This is a genomic window from Streptomyces sp. NBC_01257, assembly GCF_035917255.1.
In the GTDB taxonomy this organism is placed as follows: Bacteria; Actinomycetota; Actinomycetes; order Streptomycetales; family Streptomycetaceae; genus Streptomyces.
This window is the reverse complement of the sequence record NZ_CP108472.1, coordinates 1,279,833-1,293,924: the sequence shown is the minus strand read 5'-3', so window position 1 is coordinate 1,293,924 and position 14,092 is coordinate 1,279,833. Positions and strand designations below refer to the sequence as shown.

Below are 14,092 nucleotides of genomic sequence, written 5' to 3'. Positions count from 1 at the left end.
GGGCTCAGCCGACGGCACCGCCGTTCAGGGCGGAGACGAACGACGTCCAGGCCGCTGCGGAGAACTGCAGCGGCCGCATGGACACGTCCTTCGAGTCGCGTACGGCCAGCCGCCGGCCGGCGAACGGTGCGGCTTCCACGCAGTTGTTCATTCCCGTGCTGCGGCTGCTGCGCCGCCACCGTAACGCGTGCTGTGCGAGGCAATCCGACATGACGCCCCCCTCGGGCAGTCCGGGGTCACTGACCGGCGCGGTCGATTGCGGCGATCAGGTCCAACGAGTGCTCCGGCGACAGCGCGTGTGCCTGCAGCGTGCGGAAGGCCGAGCTGTACGCCTCGAGGTCTTCTTTCCGCTCCAGGTAGAGGCTACTCGTCAAATGGTCGAGAACGACCACATCCAGATCAGAAGTGTTCGGAAATGAGAAGATAACGAAAGGTCCCGTGAGTCCCACATAGCCGCCGACCGAGAACGGCAGCAACTGAAGCTGTACGTGCGGGAGTTGGGCGATGCGGCTGAGGTGGCGGAGCTGTTCCCGCATCACCCGTCGGCCACCGACCTCCCGCCGCAGCACCGCCTCGTCGAGCACCGCGCTCAGCCGCAGCGGCGGATCGCTCCGCAGCACCCCCTGGCGGGCCAGCCGCACCTCCACGAGCGAGTCCAACTGGCCGGCCGGCAGCCCGTCGAGGGAGGCCCGGGTCACCGCGCGGGCGTAGTCGGCGGTCTGCAACAGGCCGGGCACCACCGATGTCTCCAGCGTGCGCGCCGTGCGCGCCTGCGATTCCAGGCTGATGAAGTCGCGGTACTGGGGCGGGATCAGGCCCCGGTAGGCGTGCCACCAGCCCGCGCCTCCGCCGCCCGCCGAACCGGCCAGCGCCTCCAGCAGCTCGCGAAGCTTCGGGTCGTGCATGCCGTACGCGTCCAGCAGCCGCGTCACATCGCCGGGCCGCACTCCGCTGATACCGGTCTCGATCCGGCTGACCTTCGACTGGTGCCAGCCGAGCAGCCGCGCCGCGTCCCGGCTGGTGAGTCCCGACGCATGGCGCAGACTCCGCAGCTCCTCCCCGAGCTTGCGGCGTCGCACCGCAGGGCCGTGCTGCATGTGATGCCTCCCTCCCACTCCCCGCCGAGCGGACAGTTTGGCGCCCGCGCGGGGTGTCCGGGGCAGAGTTCACCGCTTTGAGCGACAGATATATGCATATCTTGGTGGATCGCCGTCACCGAGGGCGGCATCAGTGGCAATCTGGCGCGAAGCACAACCCGGACCGTCGATCGCGGGGTCGCTACCGGGTGGGAAAGGGACGGCTCGCCATGGCAGACCACCAAGAAGCAAGCGTCACTCTGCCGAGCGAGCCGGTATCGGTGTCCGCGGCCCGGCGGTACGTGGCCCGGGTGCTGGCCGAATGGGGACTGCCCGACGGCACGGAGACGGCCGAGACCGTCCGGCTCATCGTCTCGGAGCTCGCGACCAACGCCGTCCAGCACACCTTCGGACAGTCGCCCACCTTCACCGTGGACATCCGCCTGGAGCGGGAGGAGCAGCTGCGGCTCGGGGTGACGGACAGTCACCCCCGCTGGCCGCAGCGGCTCCCCGCGGCCGTCCAGCAGGACAACGGCCGCGGGATGGTGATCATTCGTGCGCTGGCCAAGGAGTACGGCGGGCGGCTGACCGTCACCCCCACTGCCGACGGCGGCAAGACCGTCTGGATCGCGCTGCCTTGGCACGTCCCCATCCAGCAATGAACCCGCCGCGTGGACCGGCCCGGCGACGGTCCTGGCGCCGTCTCCTTCGCCGTCTCTGTCGCTGCCCCGCAGTGGCCCGTCCCGGTCACTGCGGTACGGACCCCGCCCTCCCGAAACCGCTCCGCAGGAGCGCCCGCAGCGTGGCCGCCGCGGCGCTCGACCGGTCGCCGCGGTGGACCACGGAGATCGTCCGGCGGAACGCGGCCGGCTCCAGCCGGCGTACCGACAGGGGTGTCGGCGACATCGCCGCGACCATCTCGGGCACCACCGCCATCCCGATGCCCGCGCTGACCAGGGCGCACACCAGCGCGTAGCCGGGCGACTCGCAGACCACCGCCGGCAGCGCCCCCGCCTCGGCGAGTGCGCTCTCCACCCCGCGCCGCGGCGGATGGGTGGGCGCGCTGCTGATCAGGGGCCGGCCCGCGAGGTCCGTCACCGGGAGCCGGCCGCTGCCGTCGGCCAGGACCTGCCCGACGGCCGTGATCAGCACCAGTTCCTCGATCAGGAGCGGTTCGGCCAGGACGCCCGAGGGCAGCGTCGTCGCCGCGGCCGGTTCGTACGCATGGGTCAGCGCCAGATCCACCTCGCCCGCCGCCACCGCGGTCACCCCGTCCGGCGGCTCGTAGTCGGTGACGATCAGCTCCACGTCCGGGTGCGCGCGGCGGAACGCGCTCAGGACCGGGGGCAGCAGATGGATGCCCGCCGTGGTGAACGTGCCGACCCGCAGACGCCCGCCGGAGAGTCCGGCGAGACGCGCCAGCTCGTGACGGGCCTGCTCCATCTCGTCGAGGACCCGCCGGGCCCGCCCGGCCAGCAGCTCGCCCGCCGCCGTGAGGCGGGCGCCGCGGTGATGGCGCACCAGCAGCGCTGCCCCCGCCTCCCGCTCCAGTTTGGCGAGCTGCTGGGACAGGGCGGGAGCGGTGTATCCCAGGCGGGCGGCGGCCCGCGTGATCGAACCGGCCTCCGCGACCGCCACCAGCGCCGCGAGCCGTGTCGGGTCGTACATTAAGCGTTCCTTTTGGCAGACCCAGAAGATTGCAAGTACACGCTAAAGGCTTCCGGGGTCCAGTGTGGAGCCATGGACGCACAACTGACCGCCTTCGTCGGCGTCGCCGCCGGCATGGTCGCGCTGCCCGGCGCGGACTTCACCGTCGTCGTACGCAACGCCCTCGCCTCGCGGTCGGCGGGAGTGGCGACGGCTCTCGGGGTCGCCGGCGGCCTCCTCGTCCACACCGCGCTCGCCGTCGCCGGGCTGGCCGCCGTGCTGGTGGCGGTACCCGTGCTGTTCCGGACGGTCCAGCTCCTCGGCGGCGCGTACGTGCTCTACCTGGGCATCGGGGCCCTGCTCGCGGCCCGGCGCCGGCCGGAACCGGGCAGCGGGCCGGACGAGGAGACCGGTGCGCGGGCCACGAAGGGAACCGGGCAGGCACTGCGCCAGGGCTTCCTCACCAACGCACTGAACCCCAAGGCGCCCGTGCTCTTCCTGAGCCTGCTGCCGCAGTTCGTGCCGGACGGGGCCGCGCCCCTGCCCAGGACGCTGCTGCTGGCCGCGATCGTCGTGGTGCTGGCGCTGATCTGGTTCCCGGCCGTGGCGCTCCTGGTGGACCGCCTGGGGCGGTGGCTGCGCCGGCCGCGTACCGCCCGGGCGATCGAGGGCGGCAGCGGCGCGGCACTCACCGCACTGGGGCTGGTCCTGGTGACCGGTCCGCTGCTGCGCTGACGCGCGGGCGGGACCGGGGGCCGGGACGGAGCAGGGGCCTCAGCGGACCCGCCCGTAGTAGACGCTCTTCGTCCAGATCTTCTCCAGGCGGACCACGGCCCCGGTCTTGGGCGAGTGCCAGATCTTGCCGCTGCCCGCGTAGATGCCGACGTGGTAGATGCTGCGGCCGGAGTGGAAGAAGACCAGATCGCCGCGTTGCCGCTTGGCGGACGAGATGTGGCGGGTCTTGTTGTACTGCTGCTGGGCCGTGCGAGGGAGCTTCTTGCCCACCTTCTTGAACGAATAGAGCGTCAGGCCGGAACAGTCGAAGCGGCTGGGGCCGGTGGCCCCCCACCGGTAGGGCGCCCCCTTCTTCGACGCGGCGATGTTGAGCGCCTTCATCGAATGGGTCGCGGCCTGGGCGTCGGTCACGACGCCGGGAACGAACAGCGTGCCGCCGACGGCGGCGAGTGTCATCACCGAAGCCGTGGTGGCCCGGGCGAGCAGAGACGGGACATGAACCTGCGCAGTCATGCGCAACCCTTCGTCAGCCGCCTGTGAAGGATGACCTGTCGGGTTCGGGCTGGCGAAGTCGCCCGGCCGCGGATGCGGCTTCACCCCGAGGGACGACCGGAAGTCCGGTCGGCCCGTTGTGCTCGGGTCCTCCACTCCTGCCGATCCACTCCTGTCGACCAGGCATCCGGGCGGCGGCAGGACTCGGCGTCCGCCCGGACCGCCCCGCCGCGGTGGCGGGGGCTTGTCGTCCCAGGGATCTTGACTCACCGGGTGCCGGATTTCCGAGGTGAAACGGCGATATGTGAGGCTCATCACGACTGGCCCGTTCGGGTGGACAGGTGAAGTTCAGGTGGATCGCCCGAGTCCGTCGGCCGGTGCCGTACCAGCGACGGAACGGGAGATTTCACCCACTGTCCACCTTGAAAACGCAAATCGAGTTGTCCCTCGTGCGAAGTAACGCCTACGCCGAACGAGCGAGAAAATCTGATCCGCCAGCCGGGCGTGTCGACGCCGGGGAGTTGATCAACTCGGCGGGTCGGGCGGCACGGTGACGCGTCCGGCGCGCCGCTCGCCGTCCAGCAGGCGCAACGCCCGGGTCAACGTGGCTGCGTGGATCTGGGCTTCGCCCCGCTCGTGCATCAACGCGAGGGCGTCCCGCAGCGCGGCCGCGTACGAGGCGAGCGCCTGGGCGGCGCGCAGGGCGCCGTACGTGTCGCCGCCGTGGGACGGATTGATCCGGCCCACCTGGTCGAGGACTTGCAGGTAGCGGTCGATGAACTCGCCCTCGGCACGGGTCAGGGCGGGCAGCGGCGGGAACTCCGGTGGCTGCATCGGCACTTCACCGCGCGGGGTGGGGCGGCAGCGAAAGGTCGCGGTTCTGCACGATGTGGTCGACCAGTCCGTAGGCCTTGGCGCCCTCGGCGTCGAGGATGAGATCGCGCTCGGTGTCGGCGTCGATCTCCTCGGCGGGGCGGCCCGTGTGACGGGCCAGCATGCCGGTCAGGGTCTCGCGCATCCGGGCCAGTTCCCGGGCCTCGATCTCCAGGTCGGAGGGCTGTCCCTGTACCGGCTCGGCGAGTTCGGGCTGCTGCACCACGACACGGGCGCCGGGCAGGGCGTGCCGCCGCCCCGGGGCGCCCGCGGCGAGCAGGACGGCGGCGCCTGCCCCCGCCTGGCCGAGGCAGAAGGTCTCCACCTCGCAGGTGAGGTACGCCATCGTGTCGTAGACGGCGGTCATGGCGCCGAACGAGCCGCCGGGAGAGTTGATGTAGAGCGAGATGGGCCGGTCCGGGGCGTCGTGCTCCAGGTACATGAACTGCGCGACCAGGTCGTTGGCCGCGACGTCGTCGACCGGCGTCCCGAGGAAGACGACCCGCTCGGCCAGCAGCTTGGAGTACGGATCGAGGGTGCGGGTGCCCTGGGCCGTGCGCTCGGTGAACTCGGGCAGGACGTGACGGGCGGCGGGGCGGTACATGGTGTGGCCTCTCCTCCGGGCGCACGGGGGCCGGGAAGGCACCCGCGCACGCTTCTGTAAAAAATGTACAGGACGTACAGAAGGTTATGATGGGGAGCATGGCCTACGAGATTCCGGTGACGCAAGCCCGCGCTGAGCTCGCCGAACTGATCAACCGAGTCGTCTACGGCGGCGAGCGAGTGGTCGTGACGCGGCACGGCAAGCCGCTCGTGGCGTTCGTATCGGCCGCTGACCTGGAGCGACTTGAGAACGACGAGGCGGCGGAGCAGGAGCAGGTGATCAGTTCGGTCTCCTCGATCGGCTCCTCGTCGTCCGCTGCGGGCGAACGGCACCGCTTCGGGATCGCCGCGGAGCACCGGGGGCAGCAGGGCCCGGGCAACTGACCCGCCCTGCCCGCCCCCTCCGGAGACGGTGCTCCGGCTCTTCATCCCACCCGTGCGGCTTCGCGCGCGGGTGCGGCGCCGGGCGCTTCCGGCGCCGGTGGCCGGCGGCGCCCTCCGGCGATCACCGCGATCAGCCCGAGTGCGGCCCACAGGGCGAGGGTGAGGGCCGCGCCGCCCGCCGCGCGCCCGTCGAAGAACGCGACCGACCGCACCAGTGAGCCGCCCGCGCCCGGGGGGAGCCACTGGCCGATCATCCCGGCCGGCCGGGGGAGCAGTTCGGGTGCGCTGGTGACTCCGGAGAACGGGTTGCCCACGAGGACCATGAGCAGGGCGCCGAGGCCGATGCCCGCCGGGCCGATCAGTGCCGCGAGCCCCGCCACCGTCGCGCCGATGGCCAGCACGGTGAGGCCGAGGGCCCCCGCCTCGCTCCACCAGTCGCCGGTGAGGACCCCGAGCCAGCTGTCGGTGAGCGCGGTGGCGATGATTCCGACGAGTGCGGCCGCGCCCAGCAGCGCCAGGGCTGCCCGCCCGCCGCGCAGTCGCAGCAGGGTCACGGCCGAACCGGCGACCACGCCTGCGATGGCCAGGGGCAGGATGCTCGCGCCGAGCACGCTGCCGCGTGGATCCGCGGCCGGTGCCGCCACCACGTCCGTGACCGGCACGGCGGTGCCGGCCGGGGCCGAACCGGCCACCGCGTCGTGCAGCAACTGGGCGACCACGGGGCCGGCCGCGGACGCGGTCAGTAGCTCGGGGCCCCGGGGGGTGACGACCACCGCGCCGTATACGGCCCGGTGCTCGATCGCGGTGCGGGCGGCGGCCGCGGAGTCGTACCGGTGGATCTCGAAGGCGCCGTCGCGCTGTCCGAGCTGCCGCTGGAGCTGATCGGCGGCGGGGGCGGAGCCTGCGATGCCGACGGGAAGATCCCGTGGGGCCATCCGGGCGGCGGGCCAGGCGAACGCCCAGAGGGCGAGGGCCACCACGACGGGGACCAGCAGAACGACCGCCACCAAACGGTGGTTCGGGGCAGCGGGCATGACGGGACCTCGATTCAGGGAGAGCGATTCCATGCGGGTGCGGGTGCGGGTGCGGGTGCTGTGACGGGGCGCTTCAGCGGGCGCTCCACGGACACTTCATAGAGAATGAGCGTTCGTTTTATGTCATCGCCACTGTCTCGCCGGGCGTCGCTCTTGTCAAGAAGGAATGTTCGTTTTAGGTTGAGGGCATGGCCCGTGTATCCCAGGAACACCTCGATGCCCGCCGTCGGCAGATCCTCGACGGCGCCGCGCGCTGCTTCGCCCGGGACGGGTTCCACGCCACCTCCATGCAGGACGTCCTGAGGGAGGTCGGGCTGTCGGCGGGGGCCGTCTACCGCTACTTCAGCGGTAAGGACGACCTCATCGCGGCCATCGCCGGAGAGGCCGTCGGTGCTGTCCGTGAGGCGTTCGACCGTGCCGCGCGGGTCAGTCCGCCGCCCACCCCCGACGTCCTGATCGGCCGCGTGGTGCGGACCCTGTTCCACGACGAGGCGAACGCGGCGCGCGGTCTGGACCGGCGGGCCTTCGCCGGACTGATCGTCCAGGTGTGGTCCGAGGCGCTGCGCAGCGAGAGGCTGGCCGCCACCCTCGACGAGGCCTACACCGGTCTGCGGCAGTCGTGGTCCGGGCTGGTGGGGCTGTACCGCGAGTCCGGTGTGCTGGTGACCGACGTGCCGGACGAGCACGTGGCCCGCACGCTGATCGCGATCGCCCAGGGATTCATCACCCAGGTCGCCCTGTTCGGCGACGCCGGACCCGAGTTCCTGGAGAGCGGCCTGCGGGGCCTGATGTCCATGAATCTGCAAAAGGCCAGTTAACGCGCCGGAAAAACTTCGGCTCTAACGTGCAATACCTCGCCGTGAGGCACCGGTTCGTCATTCAACAGACTGTTGAGGGCGGCTAGGGTCTCGCTGCGCCCAGGGCCGGTACTGGGCGAACGACTGTGAGGTGGACACGTGCAACTGACCCCGCACGAGCAGGAACGCCTGCTCATACACGTAGCCGCGGACGTGGCCGGCAAGCGCCGTGCGCGCGGACTGCGGCTCAACCACCCGGAGGCGGTCGCCCTCATCACCTCGCATCTGATGGAGGGTGCGCGCGACGGACGTACGGTCGCCGAACTCATGGCATCCGGCCGCAAGGTGCTCACCCGCGACGACGTCATGGACGGCATCGCCGAGATGATCCACGACGTGCAGGTCGAGGCGACCTTCCCCGACGGCACCAAGCTCGTCACCGTCCACGATCCGATCGTCTGACGGGGCGGCGCTCGTGATCCCCGGAGAGATCCTGTACGCGGACGAGCCGGTGCCGCTCAACGCGGGACGGCCCGTCGTCCGCCTCACCGTCCTCAACGCGGCCGACCGACCGGTCCAGGTCGGCTCGCACTACCACTTCGCCGAGGCCAATCCCGGCCTCGCGTTCGACCGGGCGGCCGCCCGCGGGCTCCGGCTGAACATCGCCGCCGGAACCGCCGTCCGCTTCGAGCCCGGCGTCCCCGTCGACATCGAACTCGTCCCGCTGGCCGGACGGCGCATCGTCCCCGGCCTGCGCGGCGAGACCGGAGGCCCTCTCGATGCCTGAGCTCCACCGTGCCGTGTACGCCGACCTGTTCGGCCCCACCACCGGCGACCGGATCCGTCTCGCCGACACCGCTCTGCTCGTGGAGATCGAGGAGGACCGCTGCGGCGGACCCGGGCTCGCCGGTGACGAGGCGGTGTTCGGCGGCGGCAAGGTGATCCGCGAGTCCATGGGCCAGGCGCGCACCACCCGCGCCGAGGGTGCCCCGGACACCGTCATCACCGGCGCCGTCGTCATCGACCACTGGGGCATCGTCAAGGCGGACATCGGCATCCGCGACGGCCGGATCACCGGCATCGGCAAGGCGGGCAACCCGGACACGATGGACGGCGTCCATCCGGATCTGGTGATCGGTCCGGAGACCGAGATCATCGCGGGCAACGGGAAGTTCCTCACCGCCGGCGCGATCGACGCGCATGTGCACTTCATCTCGCCGACCCTGGTCGACGAGGCGCTCTCCAGCGGCATCACCACCCTCGTCGGCGGTGGCACCGGACCGGCCGAGGGCACCAAGGCCACCACGATCACCCCCGGCCCCTGGCATCTGGCCCGGATGTTCGAGGCGCTGGAGGCGTACCCCGTCAACATCGGACTGCTCGGCAAGGGCAACACGATGTCGCGCGACGCGATGCACTCCCAACTGCGGGCCGGAGCGCTCGGGTTCAAGATCCACGAGGACTGGGGCGCGACGCCCGCCGTCATCGACACCTGTCTGAGCGTCTGCGAGGAGACCGGCGCCCAGCTCGCCATCCACACCGACACGCTCAACGAGGCCGGTTTCGTCGCCGACACCCTGGCGGCCATCGCCGGGCGCACCATCCACGCCTACCACACCGAAGGCGCGGGAGGCGGCCACGCCCCCGACATCATCAGCGTCGTCTCGGAGCCGTACGTCCTGCCCAGCTCGACCAACCCGACCCGGCCGCACACCGTCAACACCATCGAGGAACACCTCGACATGCTGATGGTCTGCCACCACCTCAACCCGGCGGTGCCGGAGGACCTGGCGTTCGCCGAGTCGCGGATCCGGCCCTCGACCATCGCGGCCGAGGACATCCTGCACGACCTCGGCGCCATCTCGATCATCTCCTCCGACTCCCAGGCCATGGGCCGGATCGGCGAGGTCGTCATGCGCACCTGGCAGACCGCCCATGTGATGAAGAAGCGGCGCGGCGCCCTGCCCGGCGACGGGCGGGCCGACAACCACCGGGTCCGTCGCTATGTCGCCAAATACACGATCAACCCGGCCGTGGCCCAGGGCCTCGACCGGGAGATCGGTTCGGTCGAGACCGGGAAGCTCGCCGACCTGGTCCTGTGGGAACCGGCGTTCTTCGGGGTCAAGCCGCAGACGGTCATCAAGGGCGGGCAGATCGCGTACGCGCAGATGGGCGACGCCAACGCCTCCATCCCGACCCCGCAGCCCGTCCTTCCCCGGCCGATGTTCGGTGCGGTCGGCCGTGCCCCGGCCGGCAACTCCTTCAACTTCGTGTCGGCCGCGGCCATCGAGGACGGACTGCCGGAACGGCTCGGGCTCGGCAAGAGGTTCGTGCCGATCACCAGCACCCGGGGGGTGACCAAGGCCGACATGCGGGAGAACGACGCGCTGCCCCGGGTCGACGTCGACCCCGACAGCTTCGCCGTGACGATCGACGGCGACCCGGTCGAACCGGACCCCGCCGCCGAACTCCCCATGGCCCAGCGCTATTTCCTCTTCTGAGACCGGACACCAGATGAGCCGTGCAGCCCTGCTCGTCCTGGCCGACGGCCGGTTCCCCGCCGGTGGCCACGCCCACTCCGGCGGCGCCGAACCAGCCGTCGCCCAGGGACGCATCCGCAACGCCGACGACCTCGCAGACTTCTGCCTGGGCCGTCTGCACACCACCGGGCTCACGGCCGCCGCGCTCGCCGCGGCGGCCGCCCACGGGCACGATCCACTGGCCCTGGACGAGGCCGCCGACGCCCGGACACCCTCACCCGCCCTGCGGGCGGTCGCCCGCAAGCTCGGCCGGCAGCTGATGCGGGCCGCCCGTGCCACCTGGCCGAGCGAGGAGCTCGACGCGCTCGCCCTGGCCCGGCCGCGCGGCGCCCACCAGCCCGTCGTCCTCGGACTCACCGCGCGAGCGGCCGGGCTCGGGCCCGAGGACGCCGCGCACTGCGCCGCGTACGAGACGGTCGGCGGTCCGGCCACCGCGGTGGTCCGGCTGCTCTCCCTCAACCCGTTCGAGGCCACCGCCGTCCTCGCCCGGCTCGCCCCCGAACTCGACCGAGTCGCCCGGCAGGCCGCCGACGCCGCGCGCGGACCCATCGACGAACTGCCCGCCGCCTCGGCCCCCTTGCTCGACATCACCGCCGAGGCCCACGCCGGCTGGCCGGTCCGGCTCTTCGCCTCATGACTCCGGCGCACCGCACCGCCCGCCGCACCGAACAACAGCACAGGAGCCGCACCATGCACCTCGACCACTCCCACCCCGGCCCGGCCGCCGTCGGCGCCGACGCCGCACGCCCCGACGGCACCCGGCGGGCCCTGCGCATCGGCCTCGGCGGACCGGTCGGCTCCGGGAAGACCGCGACGGTGGCCGCGCTCTGCCGCACGCTGCGCGACCAGCTGTCCCTGGCCGTCGTCACCAACGACATCTACACCCGCGAGGACGCCGCGTTCCTGCTGCGCAACGCGGTGCTGCCGCCCGAGCGGATCCAGGCCGTCGAGACAGGCGCCTGCCCGCACACCGCCATCCGCGACGACATATCCGCCAACCTCGAAGCGGTCGAGGACCTGGAGGACGCCGTGGGGCCGCTCGACCTCATCCTCGTCGAATCCGGCGGTGACAACCTCACGGCGACCTTCTCCAAGGGGCTGGTGGACGCCCAGATCTTCATCATCGACGTGGCGGGCGGCGACGACATCCCGCGCAAGGGCGGCCCCGGTGTCACCACGGCCGACCTGCTCGTGATCAACAAGACGGACCTGGCGCCGTACGTCGGATCCGATCTCGGCCGGATGGCCCGGGACGCCGCACAGCAGCGCGGCGAACTGCCCGTCGTCCTCACCTCGCTCACCTCCGGCGAGGGCGTCGGACCCGTCGCGGACTGGGTGCGGGGGCAGCTCGCCTCCTGGACCGCATGAGCGTCCGGGCCACCGCCCGCGTCACCGCCGTGCGCGACGGACACGGCGGCACCTCGCTCCCCGTCCTGGAGAGCGCCGGACCGCTCGCCGTGCGCCGGACCAGGGCGACTCTCCCCGGATCCGCGCGCGTCACCGTCGTCGGCGCCATGAGCGCCCCGCTCGGCGGGGACCGGCTGGCCATCGAGGTGCGGGCGGAGCAGGGCACCCGGCTCACCGTCGACTCGGCGGCGGCCACCGTCGCCCTGCCCGGCCCCGGTCCCGCACCGCGACCCGCCCACTACGGCCTGGCGCTGACCGTGGAGGAGGGGGCCGGGCTCGACTGGCTGCCCGAGCAGCTCATCTCGGCGCACGGCAGCGAACTCCGGATGACCACCCGGGTCGAACTCGCCTTCTCCGCACGGCTGGTGCTGCGCGAGGAACAGATCCTGGGCCGGCACGGCGAGACCACGGGCACGCTCCACAGCAGACTCACCGTCCGGCGGGCCGGACGCCCGCTGCTCGACCAGCAGGTCGCGTACGGGCCGGGCGCACCCGGCGGCTGGGACGGCCCCGCGGTGCTCGGCGGCCACCGCGCCGTCGGACAACTGCTCGTCGTGGACCCGGCGTTCGACGACGTGTGCCCGGACAGCCGGCTGCTGGGGCCCACCGCCGCCCTCACCCGGCTCGCGGGCCCTGCCGTCCTGGTGACCGCGGTCGCCGCGGACGCCAGGGCACTGCGGGCCGTGCTCGACGCCGCGGCCGACGCGCTCAAGGTCCGCGCGGACGGCTGAGTACCGCTGGCAGGACACCGGTGTCCGGTTATCGATTCGGTAAAGAAGTGGGTGCGCGACCTGTTCTCAGGCGGCTCACAGACGACAGGATCCGCGGGAGGTTCCTACTGAACTGCGCCGCACCCAAAGGCGCTTCACCATGGGGGAGGTTCCACTTGAGACGCACAGCAGCGCTCGCCCCGGCCGGCGCCCTGATCGCGGGCACGCTCATAGCGGGCGCGATGGCCGCGCCCGCTGCCACTGCCGACGGCCGCCACCACAACGGCTCCGAGGCACACGGCGTCCAACTGGCCGCGGCACGCGCGGCCCGGGCCGGCATCGACTGGGCGGACTGCCCGGCCGACTGGGCCATCGCGGCACCGATCCAGTGCGGCTGGGTCACCGTCCCGCTGGACTACGCGAGGCCCGACGGCAAGAAGATCAGGATCGCCGTCGACCGGCACGTCAGCACCGGAACCAGCCGCGAGCGCCAAGGCGCCCTGATCTACAACCCGGGCGGCCCCGGCGGCTCGGGCATGGCGTTCCCCAAGCGGATCGCGACCAAGAGCCCGCTCTGGGTGAACACGGCCAAGGCCTACGACTTCGTCGGCTTCGACCCGCGCGGCGTCGGCCACTCGGCGCCGATCTCCTGCATCGACCCGCAGGAGTTCGTCAAGGCGCCCAAGGCCGACCCGGTCCCGGACTCCGAGGCCGACAAGCGCGCACAGCGCAAGCTCGCCGCCGAGTACGCGGACGGCTGCGCCGAACGCAGCGGCGACATGCTGCCGCACATGACCACCCCCAACACCGCGCGCGACCTCGACGTCATCCGCGCCGCGCTCGGCGAGAGGAAGCTCAACTACCTGGGCGTCTCCTACGGCACCTACCTGGGAGCGGTCTACGGCACGCTCTTCCCCTCCCACGTCCGCCGCATGGTCGTCGACAGCGTCGTCAACCCGGCGAAGGACAACATCTGGTACCAGGCCAACCTGAACCAGGACATCGCCTTCCAGAAGCGCTGGAACGACTGGAAGTCATGGGTCGCCGCCAACGACGCCACCTTCCACATCGGCAACACGACCCAGAAGGTCGAGCAGGAGTGGCTGAAGCTGCGCGCGGCGGCCAAGAAGAGCCCGATCGGCGGGGTCCTCGGCCCGGCCGAGCTCATCGGCTTCTTCCAGGGCGCCCCGTACTACGACTCAGCCTGGGCACCCACCGCCCAGACCTGGAGCGCCTACCGGGCCGGTGACACCCAGGCCCTGCTGGACGCCGCCGCCCCCGACCTGTCCGACACCGCGGGCAACATCCGCTCCGAGAACAGCAACGCCGTCTACACGGCGGTCGAGTGCGCGGACGCCAAGTGGCCCACCAGCTGGCGGAAGTGGGACCGCGACAACACCCGGCTGCACGCGCAGTACCCGTTCATGACCTGGGCCAACGCCTGGATGAACCTGCCCTGCGCCACCTGGCCGGCCAAGCAGCAGACCCCGCTGGACGTCCGCACCGGCAAGGGTCTGCCCCCGGTACTGATCGTGCAGTCCACGCGAGACGCCGCCACTCCCTACGAGGGCGCCGTCGAACTGCACAAGCGCTTCCGGGGTTCGCGCCTCATCACCGAGGAGGGCGCCGGATCGCACGGCGTCACCGGTCTGGTCAACCCCTGCATCAACGAGCGGGTGGACAGCTACCTGCTCACCGGGAAGACGGACCGGCGCGATGTGACGTGCGCCCCGCACGCCACGCCGAAGCCGTGACACGCGGGTAAGGGGGACGGGCGGCCGGGTACGTCACCGG

General features: G+C 71.9%; 18 protein-coding genes and 1 riboswitch. Of the genes, 11 read left to right on the top strand and 7 right to left on the bottom strand.

From position 1 onward, the window contains the following. Positions 1 to 4: 4 nt before the first annotated feature. Entirely contained in the window at positions 5 to 211 is a 207-nt protein-coding gene (locus OG408_RS05585; RefSeq protein ID WP_266776049.1) for a DUF397 domain-containing protein, read from the bottom strand. Between the two features lie 25 nt (positions 212 to 236). Beyond that, positions 237 to 1,097, bottom strand: coding sequence for a helix-turn-helix domain-containing protein (locus tag OG408_RS05580; RefSeq protein WP_266776047.1), 861 nt, complete (start codon positions 1,095 to 1,097; stop codon positions 237 to 239). Positions 1,098 to 1,306: 209 nt separating this feature from the next. Here OG408_RS05580 and OG408_RS05575 point away from each other — a divergent pair, with 209 nt between their 5' ends. Then, positions 1,307 to 1,738 (top strand): ATP-binding protein, encoded by a 432-nt coding sequence (locus OG408_RS05575; protein WP_266776045.1) that lies wholly within the window; start codon positions 1,307 to 1,309, stop codon positions 1,736 to 1,738. 85 nt (positions 1,739 to 1,823) lie between these two features. On the opposite strand, the gene OG408_RS05570 is transcribed toward OG408_RS05575, so the two are convergent. Next, positions 1,824 to 2,744, bottom strand: a complete 921-nt coding sequence (locus OG408_RS05570) for a LysR family transcriptional regulator (RefSeq protein WP_266776043.1) — start codon at positions 2,742 to 2,744, stop codon at positions 1,824 to 1,826. A 72-nt stretch (positions 2,745 to 2,816) separates the two neighbouring features. Here OG408_RS05570 and OG408_RS05565 point away from each other — a divergent pair, with 72 nt between their 5' ends. Beyond that, on the top strand, positions 2,817 to 3,458 hold the full coding sequence (locus OG408_RS05565) for a LysE family translocator (protein ID WP_326668571.1): 642 nt from the start codon (positions 2,817 to 2,819) through the stop codon (positions 3,456 to 3,458). Positions 3,459 to 3,497: 39 nt separating this feature from the next. On the opposite strand, the gene OG408_RS05560 is transcribed toward OG408_RS05565, so the two are convergent. From OG408_RS05560 to OG408_RS05550, 3 genes are all read right to left on the bottom strand, one after another. Beyond that, on the bottom strand, positions 3,498 to 3,971 hold the full coding sequence (locus OG408_RS05560; RefSeq protein ID WP_266776039.1) for a C40 family peptidase: 474 nt from the start codon (positions 3,969 to 3,971) through the stop codon (positions 3,498 to 3,500). 3 nt (positions 3,972 to 3,974) lie between these two features. Beyond that, positions 3,975 to 4,146, bottom strand: a riboswitch (cyclic di-AMP (ydaO/yuaA leader). Between the two features lie 329 nt (positions 4,147 to 4,475). Continuing rightward, positions 4,476 to 4,784, bottom strand: coding sequence for a hypothetical protein (locus tag OG408_RS05555; RefSeq protein ID WP_266776037.1), 309 nt, complete (start codon positions 4,782 to 4,784; stop codon positions 4,476 to 4,478). A 7-nt stretch (positions 4,785 to 4,791) separates the two neighbouring features. Beyond that, on the bottom strand, positions 4,792 to 5,427 hold the full coding sequence (locus OG408_RS05550) for an ATP-dependent Clp protease proteolytic subunit (protein WP_285566937.1): 636 nt from the start codon (positions 5,425 to 5,427) through the stop codon (positions 4,792 to 4,794). A gap of 98 nt (positions 5,428 to 5,525) precedes the next feature. On the opposite strand from OG408_RS05550, the gene OG408_RS05545 reads away from it, so the two are divergent. Next, the gene (locus OG408_RS05545) at positions 5,526 to 5,810 is read left to right on the top strand and encodes a type II toxin-antitoxin system Phd/YefM family antitoxin (protein ID WP_266776033.1); all 285 of its coding nucleotides are present in this window, start codon (positions 5,526 to 5,528) and stop codon (positions 5,808 to 5,810) included. 41 nt (positions 5,811 to 5,851) lie between these two features. Here the strand turns inward: OG408_RS05545 and OG408_RS05540 are convergent, their stop codons facing one another. After that, the gene (locus OG408_RS05540; protein ID WP_285566933.1) at positions 5,852 to 6,844 is read right to left on the bottom strand and encodes an ABC transporter permease; all 993 of its coding nucleotides are present in this window, start codon (positions 6,842 to 6,844) and stop codon (positions 5,852 to 5,854) included. 188 nt (positions 6,845 to 7,032) lie between these two features. On the opposite strand from OG408_RS05540, the gene OG408_RS05535 reads away from it, so the two are divergent. From OG408_RS05535 to OG408_RS05500, 8 genes are all read left to right on the top strand, one after another. Beyond that, positions 7,033 to 7,662, top strand: a complete 630-nt coding sequence (locus tag OG408_RS05535; protein ID WP_326668565.1) for a TetR/AcrR family transcriptional regulator — start codon at positions 7,033 to 7,035, stop codon at positions 7,660 to 7,662. A gap of 138 nt (positions 7,663 to 7,800) precedes the next feature. Next, entirely contained in the window at positions 7,801 to 8,103 is a 303-nt protein-coding gene (locus OG408_RS05530; protein ID WP_266776027.1) for an urease subunit gamma, read from the top strand. 13 nt (positions 8,104 to 8,116) lie between these two features. Further along, positions 8,117 to 8,428, top strand: coding sequence for an urease subunit beta (locus OG408_RS05525; protein ID WP_266776025.1), 312 nt, complete (start codon positions 8,117 to 8,119; stop codon positions 8,426 to 8,428). Then, the gene (locus tag OG408_RS05520) at positions 8,421 to 10,142 is read left to right on the top strand and encodes an urease subunit alpha (RefSeq protein WP_326668561.1); all 1,722 of its coding nucleotides are present in this window, start codon (positions 8,421 to 8,423) and stop codon (positions 10,140 to 10,142) included. Before OG408_RS05525 ends, OG408_RS05520 begins: the two co-directional genes overlap by 8 nt. Before the next feature lie 13 nt (positions 10,143 to 10,155). Then, positions 10,156 to 10,818 carry an urease accessory protein UreF gene (locus tag OG408_RS05515; RefSeq protein WP_266776021.1) on the top strand — a complete coding sequence of 221 codons (663 nt, stop codon included), beginning with the start codon at positions 10,156 to 10,158 and terminating at the stop codon, positions 10,816 to 10,818. A 53-nt stretch (positions 10,819 to 10,871) separates the two neighbouring features. Beyond that, positions 10,872 to 11,549, top strand: coding sequence for an urease accessory protein UreG (gene ureG / locus OG408_RS05510; RefSeq protein ID WP_266776019.1), 678 nt, complete (start codon positions 10,872 to 10,874; stop codon positions 11,547 to 11,549). Then, positions 11,546 to 12,319: an urease accessory protein UreD gene (locus tag OG408_RS05505; protein ID WP_285566921.1), complete on the top strand. Its 774-nt coding sequence runs from the start codon at positions 11,546 to 11,548 to the stop codon at positions 12,317 to 12,319. The genes ureG and OG408_RS05505 overlap by 4 nt, the downstream gene beginning before the upstream one ends. Before the next feature lie 221 nt (positions 12,320 to 12,540). Next, positions 12,541 to 14,052 (top strand): alpha/beta hydrolase, encoded by a 1,512-nt coding sequence (locus OG408_RS05500; protein WP_442806124.1) that lies wholly within the window; start codon positions 12,541 to 12,543, stop codon positions 14,050 to 14,052. Positions 14,053 to 14,092: the final 40 nt, after the last annotated feature.

Bases quoted from the DNA above. Each gene is read 5' to 3' on its own strand.
- OG408_RS05585 (WP_266776049.1), bottom strand. From the start codon at position 211: ATGTCGGATTGCCTCGCACAGCACGCGTTACGGTGGCGGCGCAGCAGC.
- OG408_RS05580 (WP_266776047.1), bottom strand. From the start codon at position 1,097: ATGCAGCACGGCCCTGCGGTGCGACGCCGCAAGCTCGGGGAGGAGCTG.
- OG408_RS05575 (WP_266776045.1), top strand. From the start codon at position 1,307: ATGGCAGACCACCAAGAAGCAAGCGTCACTCTGCCGAGCGAGCCGGTA.
- OG408_RS05570 (WP_266776043.1), bottom strand. From the start codon at position 2,744: ATGTACGACCCGACACGGCTCGCGGCGCTGGTGGCGGTCGCGGAGGCC.
- OG408_RS05565 (WP_326668571.1), top strand. From the start codon at position 2,817: ATGGACGCACAACTGACCGCCTTCGTCGGCGTCGCCGCCGGCATGGTC.
- OG408_RS05560 (WP_266776039.1), bottom strand. From the start codon at position 3,971: ATGACTGCGCAGGTTCATGTCCCGTCTCTGCTCGCCCGGGCCACCACG.
- OG408_RS05555 (WP_266776037.1), bottom strand. From the start codon at position 4,784: ATGCAGCCACCGGAGTTCCCGCCGCTGCCCGCCCTGACCCGTGCCGAG.
- OG408_RS05550 (WP_285566937.1), bottom strand. From the start codon at position 5,427: ATGTACCGCCCCGCCGCCCGTCACGTCCTGCCCGAGTTCACCGAGCGC.
- OG408_RS05545 (WP_266776033.1), top strand. From the start codon at position 5,526: ATGGCCTACGAGATTCCGGTGACGCAAGCCCGCGCTGAGCTCGCCGAA.
- OG408_RS05540 (WP_285566933.1), bottom strand. From the start codon at position 6,844: ATGCCCGCTGCCCCGAACCACCGTTTGGTGGCGGTCGTTCTGCTGGTC.
- OG408_RS05535 (WP_326668565.1), top strand. From the start codon at position 7,033: ATGGCCCGTGTATCCCAGGAACACCTCGATGCCCGCCGTCGGCAGATC.
- OG408_RS05520 (WP_326668561.1), top strand. From the start codon at position 8,421: ATGCCTGAGCTCCACCGTGCCGTGTACGCCGACCTGTTCGGCCCCACC.
- OG408_RS05515 (WP_266776021.1), top strand. From the start codon at position 10,156: ATGAGCCGTGCAGCCCTGCTCGTCCTGGCCGACGGCCGGTTCCCCGCC.
- ureG (WP_266776019.1), top strand. From the start codon at position 10,872: ATGCACCTCGACCACTCCCACCCCGGCCCGGCCGCCGTCGGCGCCGAC.
- OG408_RS05505 (WP_285566921.1), top strand. From the start codon at position 11,546: ATGAGCGTCCGGGCCACCGCCCGCGTCACCGCCGTGCGCGACGGACAC.
- OG408_RS05500 (WP_442806124.1), top strand. From the start codon at position 12,541: ATGGCCGCGCCCGCTGCCACTGCCGACGGCCGCCACCACAACGGCTCC.